We start from the raw sequence: 21,392 nt of genomic DNA, 5'->3' as shown, positions 1-21,392 counted from the left end.
GGACGCTCAGGTGCGGCGGGTCAGCTGCTGGTCGTGACGGCGGTGTCGTCCACGACGAAGCTGGTCTGCAGCAAGGAGTCCTCCACACCGGAGAACTTCAGCGTGACGGTCGAACCCGCGAAGGAGTTCAGGCTGAAGGTCTTCTGGGTGTAGCCCGAGGCCTTGTTGAGGTTCGAGTACGTCGCCAGGGTCGTCGAACCGGCGGTCACCGTCAGCTTGTCGTACTGGGTGCTGGTGGTGGTCTCCGCGCTGTCGATGTGCAGCCAGAAGGTGAAGGTCGCCTTGCAGCCGGCCGGGATCGTCACCGACTGGGAGAGCGTGTCGGTGTGCGAGGTGCCGTAACCGTCCAGCCAGGCCTTGTACGAGCCGCCGTGCGAGGCCTCACCGGAGTCGGTCGTGATGACACCGCTGGTCGCGGTCCAGCTCGCGCTGCCCGACTCGAAGCCCGGGTTGGCGAGGAGCTGCGCCGAGGTGCAGCTGCCGCCGCCGGAGGAGCTCACGGTCCAGGTGAAGGAGGCCGTACCGGTCGCGCCGGTCGAATCGGTCACCGTGACGGTGGTGCTGTAGGTGCCCGCGGTGGTGGGCGTGCCGGAGATCAGACCGGTCGAGCTGTTGACCGACAGGCCGCTCGGCAGACCGCTCGCGGAGTACGACAACGAGCCGCCGTTGGTGCTGCTCGCCGAGATCTGCAGGCTCACGGAGGTGCCGACCGTCGAGGACTGGCTGCCCGGGTTGGTCACCGTGACGCCGTTGCTCGGCGGGTTGATGTGAGCGCCCACGGCGATACCGGCGAAGGCGTTGCCGACGCCCGCGTACTGCGTGGAGTTGGTGCCGTACAGAGCGGCCGCGGCGTTCAGGGCGGCGGTACGGGCGCCTGCGTAGTTGGTGCTGGACGTCATGTACGTCGTCAGCGCCTTGTACCAGATCTGCAGGGCGGCGGCCCGGCCGATGCCGGTGACGGCGACGCCGTCGGAGGTCGGGCTGTTGTAGGAGACGCCGTTGATGACCTTGCTGCCGCTGCCCTCGGAGAGCAGGTAGAACATGTGGTTCGCCGGACCGGACGAGTAGTGCACGTCCAGGCTGCCGATGCCGGAGTACCAGCTGTCCTTGGACCCGCCGTCCTTGCTCGGCTTGTCCATGTAGCGCAGCGGCGTGCCGTCGCCGTTGATGTCGATCTTCTCGCCGATGAGATAGTCGCCGACATCGGTGCTGTTGTTGGCGTAGAACTCCACGCCGGTGCCGAAGATGTCGGAGGTCGCCTCGTTCAACCCGCCTGACTCACCCGAGTAGTTGAGGTTCGCGGTGGCGGAGGTGACGCCGTGGCTCATCTCGTGGCCGGCCACGTCGAGCGAGGTCAGCGGGTCGGCGTTGGCGGAACCGTCGCCGTAGGTCATGCAGAAGCAGCTGTCGTCCCAGAACGCGTTGACGTACGAGTTGCCGTAGTGCACCCGGGAGTAGGCCGCGACGCCGTCGTTGCGGATGCCGCTGCGGTTGAACGTGCTCTTGTAGAAGTCCCACGTCTCGGCGGCACCGTAGTGCGCGTCGGCGCCGGCCGTCGCCGCGTTCGACGTGGTGCCGTTGCCCCAGGTGTCGCTGGTCTGCGAGAACAGGGTGCCGGTGCCTGAAGTGCCGCGGTTCAGGTTGTACGTCTTGTGGCCGCCGCGCGCGCCGTCGGTCAGGGTGTAGTTCGACCCCGACTGCGTGGTGGTCAGAGTCACCTGGCCGCTGTACTGCGTGTTGCCGATGCCGGTCTTGACCGCCTGGAAGCGGTGCAGTTCCTGGCCGGTGGTCGCGTCGGTGATGACGTGCAGCTCGCTCGGCGTGCCGTCGTCCTGGAAGCCGCCGATCACCGTCTCCCAGGCGAGCTTCGGGGTGCCGGTGCCCGCCCAGATCACCTTGCGGGCGCTGTCGGTGGTGGCCTTGTCGGCGTCGAGGGCCTTGGCGGCCTTGAGGGCCTTGGTCTCGGCGGCGGACTTGGTGAAGGCCGCGGTCGTGGTGGCGACCTTGACGGTCCGCTTGTTGTTGAACGTGGTGCTCACGGTGCCCGCGGCCAGGGAGGCCGGCGGGGTGTGCACGACGAGGTCGCCGCCGAGGACGGGCAGACCGTCGTAGGTGCGCTCGTAACGGGTGTGCACGGTGCCGTCGTTGTCCTTGACGACGTCCTTGACGACCAGCTTCTCCTTGGCACCCAGGCCGAGGGTGCGGGCGGTGGCCGTCTTCTTCTCCTGCGCGCTCTTGACCAGGGCGCTGTGCTGGGCGGGGCTGAGTTCGGCCTCGAGCCCGCCGGTCCGCATGGGACTCGGCTGGGGGGCGGCGGGCGTGGCGGTCGCCGGGACGGACTGGATGCCGACGGCGAGGAAGGCCGCGGCGGAGACCAGGGCGGCTCCGACGGTCGACCGTCTGTGGGGAAGGCGTCTCACTCGTACTCCTCCTGCTGCGGCCGCCGGGTCGCGGCCGGTGACAGACCGGGCGGACGGGTGTGCCGTCCGGTCAGAGCTGAGCTGTGCGGGAGCTTGATCCCGTCGGCGGACCGTGGGGCGCATCCGCCGGGGCGTCGGGGGGAGAATGGCAGCGTTGACCCGTCCATGTCAGTACCCTCGGTAACACTCAAGGGTTTTCCCTACGACCGGCCGCATCCGGGTTTGCGGATCACCCTGTGCCGACGGTCGGCATCCCCAAACTCCGGCGCAGGAAGAGCACTTGGTGCCGCAACAGGTTCTCGGTGAGCGTGGTGCCGAGGGGTTGGTGGCCGGTGGCGGGCAGGAGCAGCACCTCGTGCGGACGGCCCGCGGCCAGCAAGGCGTCCGACAGGCGCAGGGTGTTGGCGGGCAGCACGTTGGTGTCGGCCAGGCCGTGGATGAGCAGCAGGGGTCGGGTCAGCCGGGGCGCTTCCCGGAGCAGGTCGCAGGCGGCGTACCGCTCCGGGAAGACGTCGGGATGCCCGAGGAACCGCTCCCGCCAGTGGGCGTGGTACAGCCGCTGGTCGGTGACGCCGGCTCCGGCCACGGCGGCGTGGAAGACGTCCGGCCGGCGCAGCACCGCCAGGGCTGCGAGCGAGCCGCTGAACGACCAGCCACGGATGCCGACCCGGCCGAGGTCGAGGCCGGGGTGACGACGGGCCGTCTCGTGCAGCGCGGTCACCTGGTCGTCGAGCACGGGCCCGAACAGGTCGCCGTGGACCGCCCGTTCCCAGTCCGGTCCACGTCCCGGTGTGCCCCGGCCGTCGGCGACGAGCACCGCGAACCCCTGCTCGGCGAACCACTGCGACACCAGCGACCTCCAGTCGTGGGCGGCGGTGACCCGTTGACGCGCCGCCCCACCGTACGGGTCGAGCAGCACCGGCACTGGTGCGTCGTCCGGGTCGTACCACGAGGGCAGATGAAGACGGGCGCGCAACTCGGTCGGGCCGAGAACGAAAGGGGTGACGTGGAGGTCGAGCGTGGGGCGTTCGGCGTGTGAGGCGAGCGGGACGGCGCCGGACCGCCCGTCGCGCAGGACGACGGTCCGGCCGCCCGGCCCGTTCCTGTCCTGGGTGACTCGAACCAGGGTGCCGCCGCGCGCCACGCCCGAGTGCACACCGGCCCCCGAACTCAGCCGCCGGACGCCACTCCCCCGGCGCCAGCTCCAGAGGTGGGTCTCGGTCGGCTCGTCGGACGCGGCGAACAGCACGTCGTTCCCGTCGACACCGAGCACCGCCCGCAGGTGGAGCCCGACGGGGGTGACCGGCGTACCGTCCACCGTCAGATGCCGGGTTCCGTGCCGGTCGGCGTGGGCGAGCAGTGCCCCGCAGGAGGTACGGGCCGGCAGTCCCGGGATCAACTGCACCCAGCGGGCGTCCCGTTGCTCGTGCAGCACCGTGGTGCGTCCGTCGGCCGGGTCGATGCCGAGGAGGCGGACGGTGCGCTGGTCGCGGGACTGTACGACCGCGAGCGGGCCGCGCTCGTCCCAGTCGGCGCCGACGAGGTACTCGAACCGGTCGCGGTCCCAGTGGACCGGGGTGAACGTGCCGTCGGACGTGGCGAGTTGAAGGGACACGTCGAGGTTGGGCGTGCCGGCGGCGGCGTACCGCAGGGTGCGGGGCGCAGTGCCCGGGGCGGAGGGATCGGCGAGGTGCCACCGCCGGACGCGCGCGGCATCGGTGCGGGCGACCAGCAGGACCGTGCCGTCCGGTGACCACCAGTGTCCGCGCGCCCGTCCGTCCGACGCGGTGACGGCCGTGTGCGCCGCGACCCCGAACTCGACGTCGTCGGCGTCCGGTTCGGCGATCGTACGGTCCTCGGTGCCGTCCGTTCCGATCACGCGCAGGGTCCCTCGGCAGACGTACGCGACGTACCTGCCGGTGGGATCGGGGCACGGGTCGGACACCGGGCGCCGGGCGGACAGCCGGACGGGGTCACGGCCGTCGAGCCCCACCGTCCACAGGGCACCGGCCAGGGCGAAGGCGACCCGGCCGACGGCACGGTCCGTCGCGTAGTGCTCGATCCCCCGCGGTCGAGGAACGGCGCCGAGCAGCCTCGCCCGATCGGCCAGCAGTCGCTCCGTCCCGGAGTTCAGATCCAGTGCCCAGAGACAGGGTGCGGGGTCGTCGCCCGTGCGCCCGCGCAGGAACAGGACGGTGGCGCCGTCGGGCGTGACGGTGAAGTGGCCGGGGACGCCGCGGGTGAAGCATGCGGTGCGGACCAGTTGGGCGGGGAGGGAGGTGGTGGACACGTACGGCAGCTTTCCCTCGCCGCTCAATTTCACACGCATGTTCGATTAGGAGCTCGGCTCGAGAGCCACGGCTGGATGAGCGCCGTTCAGATCATCGCGCCGTGAAACGACAACTCTGACCTGGTGACCGCGTGATCTCCCGTTCCAGGGAGACCCGTTGACCGGCATCCGGTTGATCATTGCTACGGTTCCCCGGTGTCTGACTCCTCACGCGATTCCGCGGCGGGCGCCGGTTGGGGCGCCGCCGAACCGGGCGGATACCGGCAGTTGATGCCTGACCACGTCGAGAAGCTGTCCTGGCTCAGCCCAAGGACGCTGTGGGCCGCCCGCAACGGTGTGCTGGCGTCCTGGTTCGGCGATCCGACGGGCCGTACCCGCAGCCGCTGGGTGGCGCGGCGGACCGCCGCCGGAGCACCCGTCGACAAGGTGATCCGGCGTGACGACCCGGACCGCTTCTCCTTCATGGTCGTCGGCGACACCGGAGAGGGTGACGACTCCCAGTACGCCGTCGTCCCCGGCTTTCTGAAGGCGAGTCAGGGCACGAGCTTTGCCGTCATCGCAAGCGATGTCATCTATCCCGTCGGCAGTACCGACGACTACGGCACCAAGTTCTTCCGGCCCTACCAGGACTACCGGGCGCCGATCTACGCGATACCCGGCAACCACGACTGGTACGAGGACCTCGGCGGGTTCATGCGCGTCTTCTGCGCCGACACACCGCCGCTCGATCCCGCGCCCAAGCCCCGCCCGCTGAGCTGGAGTTGGTGGCAGTCCCTGCTCTGGCACGCACCCCGGCCGACGGACGAGCAACGGCTCGCCGACGCACGGGAATTGCGGTCGGCGCCGGAGCAACAGGCAGTCCAGCCAGGGCCGTACTGGGCGATCGATGCCGGGCCGGTGCGGATCATAGGGATCGACACCGGGCTGCTCGGCACGATCGACGCCGAACAGGGCGCGTGGCTACGGGAGGTGTCCCAGGGGCCGCGCCCGAAGATCCTCGTCACCGGCTCCCCGCTGTACGTGGACGGCGAGCACCACCCCTGCGCGATCGAGGGCGGCGGCACGGTCGACGACGTCGTGCGCGATCCGGCCCACCACTACGTGGCGGCGATAGGCGGCGACATCCACAACTACCAGCGCTATCCCGTCGACGTGGCCGGCCGCACCATCCAGTACGTGGTCTCGGGCGGCGGCGGAGCCTTCATGCACGCCACCCACACCATCCCCCGCGTGTCGGTCGCCGGTGTCGAGGAGGACGACTTCCGCTGCTATCCGCTGCGCGGCGATTCCCTGGCGTTCTACAGCAGGCTCTACGGCCGCCGGCTGCGGCTGCGCCGCTTCTTCACGCTCACCGAGGCCGAGGCGACAGCGGTGATCGCGGAGCGGCTGGGCATCAGGACCGGGCGCGCGCCGGGAGCGGACGCCCGGGTCACCCGGCGCACCCGCCTGGTCGCGACCCTGCTCGGCGCCGGTGGACGCCCGGACCGTACCTCCCGGTTCCGGCTGCCCGTGCGGAAGATCTACACGCAGCTCTTCTCGCCGGGTTCGGCGACCTACAGCCCGCCCTTCTTCAAGTGCTTCCTGCGCCTCGACGTCACGACGGAGTCGGTTCGGCTGCGCTGCTTCGCGGCGACGGGCAACCGCGCGCAGGAGATGGACCCGCCGGTCGAGGACGAGATCGCCATCCCGCTGAACTGATCACACGCCCGCAACGTCGGCCTGCGACAATCGGGATGAAAAGTGGAACTCGCGTACGACCGCCGGAGGAGCCCGTGCCGTCCCCCTCACGTCCCCTGCGCAAGCTGGGCTTCCTCACCATCGGCCTGTTCGACGGGGCGGACCCGCGCCCGGGCCACGAGTCCACGCTGGAGATCATCGAGCTGGGCGAGCGGCTCGGCTTCGACAGCGCGTGGGTGCGCCACCGTCATCTGCAGTACGGCGTCTCGTCCCCCGTCGCCCTCCTCGCCGCCGCCTCGCAGCGCACCAGCCGCATCGAACTCGGCACCGCCGTCATCCCGTTGGGCTGGGAGAACCCGCTGCGCCTCGCCGAGGACCTGGCGACCGTCGACATCCTGTCCGGCGGCCGGCTGAACCCGGGCATCAGCGTCGGCCCGCCGATGCACTACGACCAGGTCAAGGACGCCCTGTACCCGGACACCGGCGACATGGAGGACTTCAGCTACGAACGGGTGCGGCGGCTGCTCGACCTGGTGCGCGGCAAGCCGGCGACCGACTTCAGCGGGCTCGAGGGCTTCGAGGTGTTCTCGGACGTCGTGCAGCCGCACTCGCCCGGCCTGGGGCGCCGGCTGTGGTACGGCGGCGGCAGCGCGCGTTCGGCGAGCTGGGCGGGCGAGCACGGCATGAACTTCCTGACCAGCAGCGTCGTCAAGGCGGAGGGCGAGGAGAGGCCGTGGGACTTCGCGGAGATCCAGCGGTCCCACATCCGTGCGTTCCGCGCCGCTCACCCGGACAGTGCCGCGGCCCGCGTCTCCCAGGGCCTGGTCGTGATCCCCACCGACTCCGCCTCGCCTGAGCAGCGCGCCAAGTACGAGGCGTACGCGGCGAAGCGGCTGCCGCGCACCGCGTCCCCGCAGGGTCCGGCGCGGCTGCTGTTCGCGCCGGACATCGTCGCCACCTCGACGGAGATCGCCGAACGGCTGCACGCCCACGCCGGGTTCCGCGAGGTGGACGAGGTGGCGTTCGCGCTGCCGTTCACCTTCGAGCACGAGGACTACGTACAGATCCTCACCGACCTGGCGACGCGGCTCGGCCCGGCGCTGGGCTGGTCGCCCCGGGCCTCCTGACTCACCAGCGGCCCGGCTCCGTGCCGGTGACCGGTGTGGACGGTCGGCCGTCCACACCCACCGGCACGTCACCCGCGAGCATCACCCGGTGCATGATCCGCGGGAAGCCGAGATGGGCGTTGTCGCCGGGCGCCAGGTGGATGGTGGCCCGGTTGTCCCAGAAGGCCACGCTGCCGGGCTCCCAGCGGAACCGGACCGTGTACTCGGGCCGTACCGCCTGTTCGAGGAGCATCTCCAGGAGCGCGGCGCTCTCCGGCCGGGAGACGTCCGTGATCTGCTCGACGTAGTAGCCGTTGACGAAGAGGACGCGCTCGCCGGTCTCGGGGTGCACACGCACCAACGGGTGCACGGACGCGACCTGATGGCCCAGCAGATGGCGGAGGTACGCGTCGTCGCCGGGCCGGGACTGATAACCGACGCCCAGCCGGTGCTCGGCGCGCAGCCCGTCCACGAACGCGCGGACGGGCGCGGACAGTCCGGTGTAGGCGGCGGCCAGATTGGCCCAGGTGGTGTCGCCGCCGTAGGGCGGAACGCTCTCGGCGCGCAGGATCGTCGCGGCGGGCGGGTCGATCCGGGCGCCGTGGTCGCAGTGCCAGCCGCGCAGCAGGGTGGGCCGGCGCCGCGCCAGCCACTCCTCGTGCTCCATGCCGAACCGGCCGCCGAGTTCCAGCCGGTCGGCGGTCGTCTCCACCTCCGGGACCTCCGGCGGTGAGGCGCTGCCGCGCCGCCCGAGCACGACCGGCTCACCGAAACGGCGGGCGAACCCGACATGGCCGGCGTGGTCGAGGTGCTGGCCGCGGAAGAACACCACCTTCCAGCGCAGGACCGCATCCCTGATCAGGGAGACGACCGCGTCGTCGAGGTCCGTGGCGAGGTCGACGCCCGTGATCTCGGCGCCGATGTGCCCCGCGACCGGACTCACCTCGATCCCCGTGATCCGCTCCGCGCGGTCCGTAGTGCCCCTGTCCGTCGTCATGCCCGCTCCGATGGTCGTGCGTACCGGCTCCAGGGAGATCGTGTCAGCGAATCGGCGGCGTGGCGACGGTGCCCTGCCGCACGGGACGGCGGTCCGGTTGATCATCACGCGTCCCATCACGGAGGCTGGGGGTACGACATAGTCGAGGGAAGGTCCCAACGTGATCAGCATTCCGGCGCACACGCTCAACGACGGCACGCGGCTCCCGGGCATCGGCCTGGGGACCTGGCCCATGGACGACGCGCAGGCCGAGCAGGCCGTACGCGGCGCACTCGGGCTCGGCTACCGCCTCCTGGACACCGCGACGAACTACCGCAACGAGACCGGCGTCGGCCGGGGCATCGCGACCGGTGACGTCCCCCGCGAGGAGATCGTGGTGACCACGAAGCTCCCGGGCCGCCACCACGGTTACGAGGAGACCCTCGCGTCCTTCGAGGAGTCCCGGCAGCGGCTGGGCCTCGAGTACGTGGACCTCTATCTGATCCACTGGCCGCTGCCCCGCGTCGACAAGTACGTCGACTCCTGGAAGGCGATGGTCAAGCTGCGTGCGGACGGTCTCGTGCGCTCCATCGGCGTCTCCAACTTCACGCCGGAGCACATCGAGCGACTGGAGAAGGAGACGGGCGTCCTGCCGTCCGTCAACCAGATCGAGCTGCACCCGCTGTTCCCGCAGGACGAGCTGCGCGCCTTCCACACGGCCAAGGGCATCGTCACGGAGAGCTGGAGCCCGCTGGGCCGCGACGTGCTCCTGCTGAACGACCCCAAGATCGCCGGAATCGCCGAGGCGCTCGGGGTGACGCCCGCACAGGTGGTGCTGCGCTGGCACGTGCAGCTGGGCGCCGTGCCGATCCCGAAGTCGGCCGACCCCGGCCGGCAGCGCGCCAACCTCGACGTCTTCGGCTTCGAGCTGGGTCCCGCGCAGATGGACGTGGTCGCGGACCGCGCGCACCGGCGCCTCGGCGGTGACCCCGGGACGCACGAGGAGTTCTGAGCTACTGCTCCTCGACCGGCTGCTCCTGCTGCGTGTCCCGGTCGTCGTGGCCGGGCACGCTGAGGCTGCCGAGGATGTCCAGCAGTTCGGCGCTGCGGCTGCCGGGCTCGGCGTGGAAGACGACGACCGTGAGCCCGTCGGTGCCGTCCATGGAGAACTTGTCCGAGTACAGGTCGAGGTCGCCGACCTGCGGGTGGGTGAGATGGCTCAGCCGTCCGCGCCAGGGCCGCACCTCGTGCCGGGCCCACAGTGTGCGGAAGCGTTCACTGCGCACCGACAGGTCACCGACGAGATCGCGCAGCCGGGGGTCGTCGGCGTGGGGCCCGGCATAGGCGCGCAGCACGGCGACGCCCTCCTCGGTGAGGTCCTCCCAGTCCCGTCGCTGGGCCCGTTCGGCCGGGTCGAGGAAGACGGCCCGCAGCACGTTGACACCGGGCGCGTAGTTCGGGGTGAGTGCCTTGGCCAGGGCGTTGGCCCCCAGCACGTCCGTGTAGCGGTTCTGCACATAGGCGGGGTTGCGCGGCCAGCCGTCGATCAGCTGGAGGACGCTCGCCGGTACCTGCTCGGAGCGGCTCGGTGAGCGGGTGCGGGCCGGGTGCCGTACGTCGACGGGCCGTTCCTGGGCGAGGCCGACGAGATAGGCGGTGGCGTCGTCGTCCAGGCGCAGCACACGGGCGATGGCCTCCAGCACCTGGACGGAGGGTTTGCGGTCGCGGCCCTGCTCGAGGCGCAGATAGTAGTCGGAACTGATGCCGGAGAGCATCGCGACCTCCTCGCGGCGCAGTCCCGGCACCCGGCGCAGCCCGCCGCCGGGCAGCCCCACGTCCTGCGGCCGGACCAGGGCACGGCGGGCGCGCAGGAACTCCCCCAGCGCGTTCGTTGCGTCCATGCCCCCACCGTACGGCCGGGCCGTGCCGCAGTGGGTGTCCGTGTCACTCCCAGGAACACGGGGGCACTGCCGCCGCGCTGCCGTGGCGGGCAGGGTGAAGAGCGACCACGGGCCGGCACACCGGTGGCCCGGCGGAACGCACATCACGAGAGGTACGACATGTCTGCAGCGCTCGGCGGAACCATCACCCCGGCCGACGGCCTGGCTCTCACCCGCATGGGCTACGGCGCCATGCAGCTGGCCGGACCGCACGTCTTCGGTCCGCCCAAGGACCGGGACCGGGCTGTCGCGGTGGTCCGCGCGGTGGTGGAGGCCGGCATCACCCAGATCGACACCGCCGACTTCTACGGCCCCACGGTCGTCAACGAGATCATCAGGGAGGCCCTGCACCCGTACCCGTCCGGCGTCCACATCGTGACGAAGGTCGGCGCGCGCCGCGGAGCGGACGGCAGCTGGGTCCTCTCCCGGCACCCCGAGGACCTGAAGGCGCAGGTGTACGACAACCTGCGCAATCTCGGTGTGGACACCCTGGACGTGGTCAATCTGCGGCTGGGCGACCTGGACGCCCCGAACGAGGAGTCGATCGCCGACGAGTTCGGCGCCCTGGCCGAGCTGCGGGAGCAAGGACTGATCAAGCACCTCGGGCTCAGCACCGTCTCCGCACGGCAGCTCGAAGAGGCGCAGGCGATCGCGCCGGTGGTCACCGTGCAGAACCTCTACAACCTGGCCAACCGGCAGGACGACGCACTGGTCGAGAGCACCGCGGCCCAGAACATCGCCTTCACTCCGTACTTCCCGCTCGGCGGCTTCACCCCGCTGCAGTCCGAGACGCTGACCAAGGTCGCCGCCCGGCTGGAGGCCGCCCCGCAGCAGGTCGCGCTGGCCTGGCTGCTGCAGCGCTCACCGAACATCACGCTGATCCCGGGCACCTCGTCACCGGACCATCTGCGCGAGAACATCGCGGCGGCCGGTCTGGTCCTGCCGGCCGACGCCGTCGCCGAGCTGGACGGCATCGGGCGGCAGAGCGCGAGCTGACGCCCAGCTCCGCCGAGGGGTCGACCGCTGTGGTCCGGGGTACTCGGGGCGCCCGGAGTGGTCGTACGGAAGGAGCCTGTGGTGGGCAGGGACGACAGTCTGCGGACGTACCGCGGCAAGCGCGACTTCGACCGGACCCACGAACCCTCCGGGTCATCGGCGCCTCCCGGGGAGGCGCCCCGGTTCGTGGTGCAGATCCACGACGCGCGCCGGATGCACTTCGACTTCCGGCTCCAGGTGGGCGACGTCCTGAAGTCCTGGTCGATCCCCCGCGGGCCGTCCGCCGACCCGCAGGACAAAAGGCTGGCCGTGCCCACCGAGGACCACCCGCTGGAGTACGAGGACTTCGAGGGCGTGATCCCGAAGGGCGAGTACGGCGGCGGGACCGTACTCGTCTGGGACCACGGCACGTACGAGCAGCTCAGCCATGACGCCAAGGGCCGGCCGGTCGACTTCGCGGAGTCTTTGGAGCGGGGTCACGCGACGTTCCGCCTGCACGGCGCGAAGCTGCACGGCGACTACGCCCTGACCCGCTTCCGCGGCCGCGACGGCGACGACGCCTGGCTCCTGGTCAAGAAGGGCCCCGGCCGCCCGACCGGCCACGGCACCCCGGACCCCCACCGCGCCCGCTCGGCCCGCACGGGCCGCACGCTCGCCCAGATCGCGGCGGCGGGCACCGACTAGCGCCCGGCGCGGGGCAGTGCCGGCGCCTGACGCGGACGGGCGCGTTCCGCCCCCAACTGTCCCTTCGGCAGCCTATGTTCGCAACGGCACTCGATCTTCGTCCGTCGCTCCAGGAGGCTGCTTTCCATGCGCAACACGCTCCGTACCGTCCTCGTCGGGTCGGTGGCCGCCGGTACTCTGCTGGCCTGCGGTACCGCCCAGGCCACGCCCGCCGGGCCGGGCGTCACCGGACGGGTGATCAGTCGGACCACCGTGGGCGACACCGACTACATCGTCCGGGAGATCTCCGTGCCGCCTGGTCAGAGCACCGGGTGGCACTACCACGACGGCCCGCTGTACGGCCTCGTCCGGCAGGGCGCCCTGACCCACTACGACGCGAGCTGCGCCCAGGACGGCGAGTACCGCACCGGCGGGATCGTGCGTGAGCCGGCGGGGGCAGGGCACGTCCATATCGGCGTCAACGAGGGGGACAGGACGCTCGTCCTGGACGTGCTGTACGTCCTGCCGCATGGCGCGCCGCTCTCCGAGGACGCACCGAACCCGGGGTGCCCTTTCCAGTGATCAGCCCTGGGGCAGCGGCTGTTCGGCCCAGATCGTCTTGCCGCGGCTGGTCTGTCTGCTGCCCCAGCGCTCGGTGAGCTGGGCGACGAGGAGCAGTCCGCGGCCCCCCTCGTCGAAGGCGTGCGCCCGGCGCAGATGCGGGGACGTGGAACTGCCGTCCGACACCTCGCAGATGAGCGCACGGTCGCGGATCAAGCGCAGCCGGATGGGCGGTTCGCCGTACCTGATCGCGTTGGTGACGAGTTCGCTGACGATGAGTTCGGTGACGAAGGCGGCCTCGTCCAGTCCCCAGGCGGCCAGTTGGTCGACGGCCGCCTGCCGGGCCGTGGCCACGTGCGCGGGGTCGGGCGGCACGTCCCAGGTGGCGACCCGGTCGGCGCCGAGGGCGAGGGTGCGGGCGAGCAGCAGGGCCACGTCGTCGCCGGGCTGCTCGGGCAGGACGGCCTTGAGCACGTTCTCGCCGAGGACGTCGAGCGAGTCGGCCGGGGTGCCCAGCGCGTGGAGCAGTTTGCCGGTCCCCTGGTCGAGGTCGAGGTCGTGGTCCTCGACGAGGCCGTCGGTGTAGAGGGCGACGACCGTGCCCTCGGGCAGTTCCAGCTCCGTGGCCTCGAACGGCAGTCCGCCGACACCCAGCGGCGGCCCCGCCGTCATCGCGACCAGTTCCGCGGTGCCGCCGGGCGCTACGACGGCGGGTGCCGGATGGCCGGCGGCGGCGAGGGTGAGGCGGCGCGAGACGGGGTCGTAGACGGCGTACAGACAGGTCGCGCAGAGTTCGGCGGCGTCCTGGTCGTTGCCCTCCGCGGCAAGGTGGGTGACCAGGTCGTCCAGGTGCGTGAGCAGTTCGTCCGGGGGCAGGTCCACGTCCGCGAGGGTCCGTACCGCCGTCCGCAGCCGTCCCATGGCCGCCGAGGACTGGATGCCGTGTCCGACCACGTCGCCGACGACGAGGCCGACGCGGCCGCCGGAGAGCGGGATCACGTCGAACCAGTCGCCACCGATGCCCGCCAGCGAACCTGACGGCAGATAGCGGTGGAACACGTCCACCGCGGCCTGGCCGGGCAGCCCGCTGGGCAGCAGGCTGTGCTGCAGGGCAAGCGCGGTGACGTGTTCGCGGGCGAAGCGGCGGGCGTTGTCGACACAGACGGCGGCCCGGCTGGCGAGTTCCTCGGCGAACATGGCGTCGTCGTCTCCGAAGTCCTCGGCATGTCCGATGCGCACGCCGACGGCGACGCCCAGCGTGACGCCACGCGCCCGCAGCGGTACGGCGAGCAGCGAATGAGCACCGGAACGGAACGGGCGGCCCCCCGGTGAGCGCGCGTCGCGCTCTTCGACCCAGCGCTCGAACTCGGCCTCGTTCGCCTGGCTGAGGATCGCACGCCCCTCGCGCAATGCCCGGGCCGGTGGCGAGAACGCTGGGTAGACTTCCAGCTCACCCAGGTGTACGGCGACCTCCGGTGCGTCGTCGGTGATGGAGCCTTGGGCGACGCGGCGCAGGGAAATATCGCCCTCCGGCGTCGCCGTCGGCGACTCGTCCGCGCTGAGGACCCAGTCCAGCAGGTCGACGCCGACGAAGTCGGCGAACTCGGGGACCATGACGTCGACGAGTTCCTCAGCGGTGCGCACCACGTCGAGCGTCGTGCCGATCGCGGTGACCGCCTTGTTGAGCAGGGCCATCCTGCGACGCGCCAGGTACTGCTCCGTGCTGTCGACCGCGACCATCGCGACAGCTGCCATTCGACCCGACTGGTCGCGCAGCGGTCACATCTCCATGTTCCAGGCGCGCTCCCCGCTCACAGGGGGCGGGCCGATGACATCGTCGTAGCGTACGGGGCGGCCGGTCTCGACCACCTGGCGCAGTCGGCGCAGAAAGTCCCGAGTGTGATCGGCGTCCTCCACGGTATCCATGAAGAAGCGGCCGACGAGGTCCTCCTCGCCGGCGCCCCGCCCCCGGCGGACGACGTCGCTGAGGAACAGGTACCGCTGCCGGGTGTCGAAAATCGTCATGGGCATGGGTGCTTGTCGAAGGGCCAGCTCCGCCAGTGCGGGTTCGGGGGCCGACGGCCGGTCGGCGGTGATCACGTATCCGGTCGGCTGACCGTCCGAGCCGATCACAGGGCAGGACGTGACGTCGATCTCGACGAGGCGACCGTCGCGGTGGCGAAGAGTGAAGACTCCGTTGTGCGTGTCGGCCGTCTCCACGGACAGCTCACCGGCCAGCAGTCCGGCGGCCGGCCGACCCACGATCTCCCCGGCCGTGTAGCCCGTGATCTGCTGAGCGCCCTCGCTCCACCCTGTCACTCTGCCGAGGGCGTCGATGATCGCAACGGCCACGGGATGTTCCATATGCCAAGAATGATCCCGTTGCTGAGGCGCTTCAAGCGCGGTCGGCCGTGGACCGCCTCAGCCGTGGTTGGCGCGCAGGGCGGCGAGGGCCCGGTCGGCGTGGGTGTTCATGCGCAGTTCGCTGCGGACGACCTCGACGACGGTTCGGTCCTGGGCGATGACATAGGTGGCCCGCTTGGTGGGAGCGAGGGAAAATCCGCGCTTCACACCGAACCGCTCGCGCACCGTTCCGTCGACGTCGGACAGCAGGGGCATGCCGAGTGTGTGCCGTCCGGCGAACTCCTGCTGACGCTCGACGGGGTCACCGCTGATCCCGACCGGCCGCGCGCCGACGGCCGCGAACTCGGCGGCCAGGTCCCGGAAGTGGCAGGCCTCGGCGGTGCAGCCGGGTGTCAGGGCGGCGGGATAGAAGAACAGCACCACGGGCCCGTCGGCAAGCAACTCGGTGAGCCGGCGCTGCGCACCGGTCTCGTCGGGCAGCGCGAAGTCCTCGACCTTGTCACCGACGTCGATGCGATCCGTCACGACTGTTCCTCCTCACTTCCGGCGACACCGCGGGCCCGGAGCACCGGGAGCGCGGCGCCCGTGCGGGCGACCCGTGCGATGGCCGACGGACCTGCCCGCGGCAAGGGCGTGCGCGGGGACCGGGACACGGCTTCTCCTCCGACGGCCTGCCGCCGAATATTACTCGACGGTAAGCGAGAGGGGAGCAACGGGGGTTCCGTCGTAAGCGGACTCCTGCCCGTTCAGGCCGTGGTCGCCCGCGCGTCCGCTTCCTGGCCGTGCTCGTCATCGGCGGCGTACGCCAGGAAGTCGTCGACCATGCGGTGGAAGAGTGTGGCCAGCTGCCGCAGTTCCTCGGGCTGCCAGTCGGCCAGGGCGGCCTGCATCCCGCGCACCCCGGCGTCCCGGACGCTCCGCACGGCCGCGCGGCCGGCGTCGGTGAGCTGGATCCGCTGGGCGCGGCGGTCGTCGGGGTCGGGTACGCGGGTGACGTGACCGGACTTCTGCAACTGCTGCACGGTGCGGGTGACGTGCGACGCCTCGACGCCCAGCCGATGGGCCAGCTCCCCCGGCCGCAGCGGCTCGGAGTCGGCCATCTGCCGCAGCAGCGCCACGGCGGCGCGGTCCAGCGGCACGCCGGCGAGCGCCATCAGCCGGTCGTGCTGCCGGGCGCGCGTGCTCAGATACGTGATGCGTGCGAGCGCGCGCTCGATGTCGGCGACTTCCGCGGACGCGGCGGGGAGAGGTTCCGAGGGCATGCCACCCAGTTTAGCATATCGTTGCGTAACTCAAGTAATTTGCGTGACCGGGGCCTCCGGGTCGAACTCCGCGCCGCAGGCCCGCTGCGATTCGCGCAGGACGGCCCAGGCGTCCGCAACGGGCCCCACGTGCCCGAGCTTGTCGGGATTGGCCACCGAGCGGATCGTCTGGATCCGTCCGTCGTGGATGTCGAAGGTCAGGGCGTTGAGAATCCCGCCGTCCCGGTCGCGGAAGAGCGCGCCCGGCTGCCCGTTCACCTGGCGCGGCTCCACGACGCCGCCGATCCCGACGAACGGCGGGACGAGCGCGACGAGCACCCGGGTCACGTCGTCCAAGCCGAAGATCCGCTCGGCCCACTGCGGTGCCTTGCCCCCGCTGTCGCCGATCATCTGCACATCGGCGGCGAGGAGTTCGCGCAGGCCGTCGACGTCTCCTTCGCGGAAGGCGTCGAGAAAGCGCGCGGCGAGCTCCTCGCGCTCCTTCCGGTCGGCCTCGAACCGGGGCCGGCCCTCGTCCATGTGCCGGCGCGCCCGGACCGCGAGCTGGCGGCACGCCGCCGCCGACCGGCCCACGGCCGAGGCGACCTCCGGGAAGCCGAATCCGAACACCTCCCGCAGCACGAAGACGGCGCGTTCGAGCGGGCTGAGCCGTTCGAGCAGCAGCAGGGCCGCCATCGACAGCGAGTCGGCGAGCTCCGCCGCCCGCGCCGGATCCTGGTACGGGTCGCTCAGCAGCGGCTCGGGGAACCACGGCCCGGCATACTCCTCTCGCCGGACGCGCGCCGAGCGCAGCACGTCGATCGAGATCCGGGTCACCACCGTCGACAGGAAGGCCTTCGCGGAGGCGGGCTCCGCCCCCGCGGCCGTGTAGCGCAGCCAGCTTTCCTGGACCGCGTCCTCGGCCTCGCTCACGCTGCCCAGGAGCCGGTAGGCGATCGAGAACAGCAACGGCCGCAGCTCCTCGAACCGCTCCGCCCGGCTCACGCCAGCTCCTCCTCGAAACCCTGCCGCCACGACGGGTACTTCAGCTCCCAGCCCAGTTCCCGCTTGGCCTTGGCGTTGGAGAAGCCGCGCCCCTCCGTCATCATCACCACGGCCTGGTCCCCGGCCAGCAGCCGGGCCAGCCACACCGGGACCCGCATCGGCCGCTTGGCTCCCGCGCAGGCCGCCAGATACGGCAGCCACTCGGCGGCAGGGGCCGGCTCGTCGTCGACGACGTTGAAGACGCCCCGCGCCTTCTGCTCCACGGCCAGGACGGTGGCGCTCGCGGCGTCGTCGAGATGGATCCACGAGCTGTAGCCGGTGCCGCGCCCCACCAGCGGGTACTACCGTTTGCGCACGAGCTCGACCTGGTCGTCGACGGCCCCGGGCCCGTAGAACGCGCCGTACCGCAGGACCGCGCCGCCGACCCCGAGGACGACGTCCTCGACACGGCTCAGCGCCTTCAGTCCGGCATGGGCCGCCGTCCCCTCGAGCAGATCCAGCGGGTCCTCCTCGGTCTTGACCCAGCCACCCTCGCGGATGCCGTTCCAGCTCGCGTAGCCCTGCGCGACGACGTGGGGCACACCGGTCGCCTCCGCCGCGGCCAGCAGGTGGTCCGTCCCCTCGGTGCGCAGCCGGTTGGTGAGGGCGAACCAGCGGTCCGGATGCTTCAGATCGGGCTTGCCGGCGTGCGCCGGGGAGATCGCGGTCATCTGGTGCACGATCGTGTCCGGCCGGGCGGCCGCGACGGCCTCCCCGACGGCGACGGCGTCCAGCCCGTCCATGACGACGCCCTCCGCGCCCAGCCCTGCCAGCAGATCCAGCCTGGCCGCGCTCGTCGTCGTAGCCGTCACCCGATGCCCCCGGGCCACGAGCCGCGGCACCAGCCGCCGCCCCAGCACTCCCGTCCCGCCTGCCACGAACACCCGCATGACCATCACCCTCCAGGTTCGGAGTCGTTCTCCGAACCTGGGACGAGACAGCCCGGCCGTCTGTGACATCGGGCGCGCGGCCGCCGGCCGTACGGCGTCCGTCCCGGGGACGTCTCCCCCGTCCCGTGGCACGCGGGGACGGCATCCTGACGGTTCGTCACGGAAACGCTGGCTGACGTGATCACGCCGCGTGGTCACGAGATCGACAGCCCGGAGGTTTCCATGATCCGACGGACCCTGAAGAGCGGCCTGCTGGCCACCGCCGCGGTGCTCGCGTTCCTGCCCACGGCGGCGTCCGCCGCCGAGGCGGGCCACTGCGCGCCGCGGCCGGTGCCCGCCGCCGTCGCGCAGTATCCCTCGCACCTGTCCGCCGCGACCCACCGCGCCCACCACATCACCCGGCGGGCCTTCTACCGTCGCGGTCTGCTCACCACCGGGCGCGTGGCCACGCACCGCGTCGCGCTGAACGTCCGCTCCGGCCCGGGCACCGGCTACCGCGTGGTCGGCCACCGGCACGCGAACCGGCGCCTCGCGCTGGCCTGCAAGACGTACGGCTCGCCGGTGTACGGCAACCACACCTGGTACCGGCTCGCCCATCACAAGGGCTACGTCTCCGCGCACTACGTGCGGGTGGGCGCGGCCCTGCGATGGTGCTGACCGCTGCGACGCGCCGAACGTCCTGATCGCCGAGGCCCGCCCGGGAACCTCTGGTTTCCCGGGCGGGCCTCGGGTATGGCGCCGCCTCACCGTCCTCCTACCTCACCGCCGATTGCGGGGCCCGCCGCACGGGAAGTCATCCCGACAACAGGGGCGAAACGCCCATAGCGGATCTGGAGTCGAGGAACGCACCATGGGGCAGCCCCAGGAATCGACCACTTCCGACGAGCCGTTGGCGGCGCGGCTGCGTGAACTCAAGGAGCGTACGGGGCTGAGCCTGGCGGCACTGGCCACCCGCACCCCGTACAGCAAGTCCGCCTGGCACCGCTATCTGACGGGTACTCAACGGCCGCCGCGTTCAGCGGTGGAGGCGCTCGCGCGGCTCGCCGACGCCGATCCCGGCCCCGTACTGACCCTCTGGCAGACCGGCGCGGGCCTCGTGAGCCCGTCCATGGAAGAGGAGCGGGAGCGCCCGCCCCGGGTCCGGTGGCGGCGGCTGCCGACGCTCGCCCTGCTGGCCCTGGCCACCGCGACGGTCGCCGCCTTCGCCGTCGCGGGCCGGCACGGCCCGCCCGCGACGCGGAACGTCATGGCGGCGCCCCGCTGCCACGCCCGGTCCTGCCAGGGCGCGCTGCCCGACACGTCGGCCTGCGCCCGGGACGCGCAGATCGCCAGCTCGGTCAGCGATGCCGCCTACACCGTCCGGCTGCGCTACTCCCCCGCGTGCGGCACCGTCTGGTCGGAGGTGCGGATGCGCTCCCCGCACGCCCGCGAGGTCTCCGTGCGCGCCGGCCAGAACGTGCTGTCGGCGGCCTATCCGGCCGAGGACTCCGCCGGGTACACCAGCCCGATGCTCGCCGTCCCGTCGGCCAGGGGCGTGGAGGCGTGTGCGGAGGTGGACGGGAAACTGGCGTGCACGGGCCTGGACGTCGAGGAGCCGACGGGACAGTGAACTGCCGTACGGCGCCGGGCCGGGGACCGGGGGCGCCGTACGTCGGCGTACGGACGGTCAGCCGGTGGTGACCAGTTCCTGCCGGGCCTTGTCGTCGGCCGGCCGCCCGGTCGCGCGGAGGGCCGCGATGCCTATGAACACCATCGAGGAGACGCCGGCCAGCGCGAAGGCGGTGAAGCCCCAGTCGCCGTGGCCCTCGGCGAGCAGCTGCCCGCCGAGCCAGGGGCCGAAGACGGCGCCGAAGCGGCCCATGCCGGAGGTCCAGCCGACCGCCGTGGCGCGGCTGTCCGGGGTGGCGCGGAGGGACACCGTCGCATAGATCATCGTCTGGGCGCTGTTGAGGAACACGCCGGTGAGGAAGACGACCAGGAAGGTCACGCCGAGCGGCATCCGGACACTGAGCAGGAAGACGCCGACGGCGGTGAGCGCGAACCAGATCGCCGAGATGCGCGGGGCGCCGAAGCGGTCGGCGGCGCGGCCCGCGATCAGCATGCCGACGATGCCGCCGAGGTTGAACAGGACCACGAAGGTCAGTGCGGAGCCGAGGTTGTAGCCCTCGCCGCGCATCAGGGTGGGCAGCCAGGTGGCGACGCCGTAGACGAGGAGGAGCCCGCCGAAGGAGGCCAGCCAGTACAGCAGGGTCTGCGACCACGCACCGCCGCGGAAGAGGCCGCGCAGGGCGTCCCAGCGGTCGGTGGCGGTCTTCCGGCCGGTGGTGTCGGGCAGTTCGACCTCGTAGCGGCCGGCCAACGCCCGGGCCTCCTCGGTACGGCCCTTGGCGACGAGGAAGCTCAGCGACTCGGGCAGCATCTTGGCGAGCACCGGGACGAAGAGCAGCGGGACCACGCAGACCCAGAACGCGGAGCGCCAGCCGACGGGCTCCACCAGCCACTTGGCCACGTAGGCGGAGAGGATCCCGCCCGCGTGATGGGCGGTCATCAGCACGCCGACGGTCAGGGCGGCACGGCCGCCGCGGGCGTAGTCGGAGACCATGCTGATCGCCGTCGGCAGGAGTCCGCCGAGGCCGACGCCGGCGAGGGTGCGGCCCAGGCCGAAGACGGCGACGCCGCCGGACACGGCGCACAGCGCGGAGGCCAGCGAGAACAGGGTGACGCAGCCGACCATCAGCTTCTTGCGGCCGATCCGGTCGGCGATCGTGCCCGCCGTCAGGGCGCCGATCAGCATGCCGAACGTGGCGTAGCTGCCGAGGTCGCCGGCCTGGCCGGGGGTGATCCCGAGGGCCTTGGTCTCCAGCATGTGCGGCAGGACCGAGCCGTAGATGAACATGTCGAGGCCGTCGAAGAGCACGGCCAGCCAGCACAGGCCGACGACCAGCAGAGCCAGTCTGCGGGCGCGGGCGGAGAGGGCGGGTGAGGAGGACATCGTTGTTTTCCTCTCGTCCAGGAGGAACCCCCTGGAAGGGAATCGGTGGGGCGCAAGCAAGCTAAGAAGCGGCGGGCCTGAGTGTCAACGCTTTTGTCAACAATCTCAGCAACAATCCAGTTGCGGGTCGGCCTGCCCCACAGCTCGGGAAACGCGCAGGTGAAAAGAGGGGTGGGCGCCGCACAGCGGTGCGTCGCCTACCCCCCCCAAGTGACCAAGAATGGCGTCGGGT

18 protein-coding genes and 1 pseudogene are annotated in these 21,392 nt (G+C 71.5%); 8 read left to right on the top strand and 11 right to left on the bottom strand.

What is annotated here, in order from left to right:
• Nucleotides 1-20: 20 nt before the first annotated feature.
• Together IEZ19_RS21035 and IEZ19_RS21030 are read right to left on the bottom strand one after the other, a co-directional pair.
• Entirely contained in the window at nt 21-2,420 is a 2,400-nt protein-coding gene (locus IEZ19_RS21035) for a M4 family metallopeptidase (protein ID WP_229840510.1), read from the bottom strand.
• Nucleotides 2,421-2,649: 229 nt separating this feature from the next.
• The gene (locus IEZ19_RS21030) at nt 2,650-4,749 is read right to left on the bottom strand and encodes a S9 family peptidase (RefSeq protein ID WP_229840508.1); all 2,100 of its coding nucleotides are present in this window, start codon (nt 4,747-4,749) and stop codon (nt 2,650-2,652) included.
• Nucleotides 4,750-4,905: 156 nt separating this feature from the next.
• Here IEZ19_RS21030 and IEZ19_RS21025 point away from each other — a divergent pair, with 156 nt between their 5' ends.
• Both IEZ19_RS21025 and IEZ19_RS21020 read left to right on the top strand, forming a co-directional pair.
• Entirely contained in the window at nt 4,906-6,408 is a 1,503-nt protein-coding gene (locus tag IEZ19_RS21025) for a metallophosphoesterase family protein (protein ID WP_189312787.1), read from the top strand.
• A gap of 74 nt (nt 6,409-6,482) precedes the next feature.
• On the top strand, nt 6,483-7,514 hold the full coding sequence (locus IEZ19_RS21020) for an LLM class flavin-dependent oxidoreductase (RefSeq protein WP_189312786.1): 1,032 nt from the start codon (nt 6,483-6,485) through the stop codon (nt 7,512-7,514).
• Between the two features lies 1 nt (nt 7,515).
• On the opposite strand, the gene IEZ19_RS21015 is transcribed toward IEZ19_RS21020, so the two are convergent.
• Nucleotides 7,516-8,490, bottom strand: a complete 975-nt coding sequence (locus tag IEZ19_RS21015; RefSeq protein WP_189312785.1) for a TauD/TfdA dioxygenase family protein — start codon at nt 8,488-8,490, stop codon at nt 7,516-7,518.
• A 160-nt stretch (nt 8,491-8,650) separates the two neighbouring features.
• On the opposite strand from IEZ19_RS21015, the gene IEZ19_RS21010 reads away from it, so the two are divergent.
• Complete coding sequence (locus tag IEZ19_RS21010; protein WP_189312784.1) at nt 8,651-9,481, top strand: aldo/keto reductase; 831 nt, start codon at nt 8,651-8,653, stop codon at nt 9,479-9,481.
• Between the two features lies 1 nt (nt 9,482).
• Here the strand turns inward: IEZ19_RS21010 and IEZ19_RS21005 are convergent, their stop codons facing one another.
• On the bottom strand, nt 9,483-10,370 hold the full coding sequence (locus IEZ19_RS21005; RefSeq protein WP_189312783.1) for a helix-turn-helix domain-containing protein: 888 nt from the start codon (nt 10,368-10,370) through the stop codon (nt 9,483-9,485).
• Nucleotides 10,371-10,529: 159 nt separating this feature from the next.
• Between IEZ19_RS21005 and IEZ19_RS21000 the strand changes: the two genes are divergently transcribed.
• From IEZ19_RS21000 to IEZ19_RS20990, 3 genes are all read left to right on the top strand, one after another.
• Nucleotides 10,530-11,405, top strand: a complete 876-nt coding sequence (locus tag IEZ19_RS21000) for an oxidoreductase (protein ID WP_189312782.1) — start codon at nt 10,530-10,532, stop codon at nt 11,403-11,405.
• A gap of 81 nt (nt 11,406-11,486) precedes the next feature.
• Complete coding sequence (locus IEZ19_RS20995) at nt 11,487-12,089, top strand: DNA polymerase ligase N-terminal domain-containing protein (protein ID WP_189312781.1); 603 nt, start codon at nt 11,487-11,489, stop codon at nt 12,087-12,089.
• A gap of 126 nt (nt 12,090-12,215) precedes the next feature.
• Nucleotides 12,216-12,650: a cupin domain-containing protein gene (locus tag IEZ19_RS20990; RefSeq protein WP_189312780.1), complete on the top strand. Its 435-nt coding sequence runs from the start codon at nt 12,216-12,218 to the stop codon at nt 12,648-12,650.
• On the opposite strand, the pseudogene IEZ19_RS20985 reads toward IEZ19_RS20990, so the two are convergent.
• The 6 genes and pseudogenes from IEZ19_RS20985 to IEZ19_RS53085 all read right to left on the bottom strand — a co-directional run bounded on the left by IEZ19_RS20985 (nt 12,651) and on the right by IEZ19_RS53085 (nt 18,168).
• Nucleotides 12,651-14,993 (bottom strand): annotated as a pseudogene (locus IEZ19_RS20985) (SpoIIE family protein phosphatase).
• A gap of 57 nt (nt 14,994-15,050) precedes the next feature.
• Nucleotides 15,051-15,518 (bottom strand): peroxiredoxin, encoded by a 468-nt coding sequence (locus tag IEZ19_RS20980; protein ID WP_308428982.1) that lies wholly within the window; start codon nt 15,516-15,518, stop codon nt 15,051-15,053.
• A gap of 221 nt (nt 15,519-15,739) precedes the next feature.
• Nucleotides 15,740-16,255, bottom strand: a complete 516-nt coding sequence (locus IEZ19_RS20975) for a MarR family winged helix-turn-helix transcriptional regulator (RefSeq protein ID WP_189312779.1) — start codon at nt 16,253-16,255, stop codon at nt 15,740-15,742.
• A 30-nt stretch (nt 16,256-16,285) separates the two neighbouring features.
• The gene (locus IEZ19_RS20970) at nt 16,286-17,239 is read right to left on the bottom strand and encodes an RNA polymerase sigma-70 factor (protein ID WP_189312778.1); all 954 of its coding nucleotides are present in this window, start codon (nt 17,237-17,239) and stop codon (nt 16,286-16,288) included.
• Nucleotides 17,236-17,571, bottom strand: coding sequence for an NAD-dependent epimerase/dehydratase family protein (locus tag IEZ19_RS53090; protein ID WP_308428981.1), 336 nt, complete (start codon nt 17,569-17,571; stop codon nt 17,236-17,238). The genes IEZ19_RS20970 and IEZ19_RS53090 overlap by 4 nt, the downstream gene beginning before the upstream one ends.
• A 9-nt stretch (nt 17,572-17,580) precedes the next feature.
• Nucleotides 17,581-18,168 (bottom strand): NAD-dependent epimerase/dehydratase family protein, encoded by a 588-nt coding sequence (locus tag IEZ19_RS53085; RefSeq protein ID WP_308428980.1) that lies wholly within the window; start codon nt 18,166-18,168, stop codon nt 17,581-17,583.
• A 222-nt stretch (nt 18,169-18,390) separates the two neighbouring features.
• On the opposite strand from IEZ19_RS53085, the gene IEZ19_RS20960 reads away from it, so the two are divergent.
• Nucleotides 18,391-18,825, top strand: a complete 435-nt coding sequence (locus tag IEZ19_RS20960) for an SH3 domain-containing protein (protein ID WP_189312777.1) — start codon at nt 18,391-18,393, stop codon at nt 18,823-18,825.
• Between the two features lie 193 nt (nt 18,826-19,018).
• Complete coding sequence (locus IEZ19_RS20955; protein WP_189312776.1) at nt 19,019-19,777, top strand: helix-turn-helix domain-containing protein; 759 nt, start codon at nt 19,019-19,021, stop codon at nt 19,775-19,777.
• Between the two features lie 57 nt (nt 19,778-19,834).
• Here IEZ19_RS20955 and IEZ19_RS20950 read toward each other — a convergent pair whose 3' ends face one another.
• Nucleotides 19,835-21,160 (bottom strand): MFS transporter, encoded by a 1,326-nt coding sequence (locus IEZ19_RS20950; RefSeq protein WP_189312775.1) that lies wholly within the window; start codon nt 21,158-21,160, stop codon nt 19,835-19,837.
• Nucleotides 21,161-21,392: the final 232 nt, after the last annotated feature.

Origin of the sequence: Streptomyces brasiliensis (assembly GCF_014647875.1) — a bacterium.
Taxonomy (GTDB): Bacteria; Actinomycetota; Actinomycetes; order Streptomycetales; family Streptomycetaceae; genus Streptomyces; species Streptomyces brasiliensis.
Note: the sequence above shows the minus strand (reverse complement) of the source record. Positions and strands in the feature narration are given on the sequence as shown.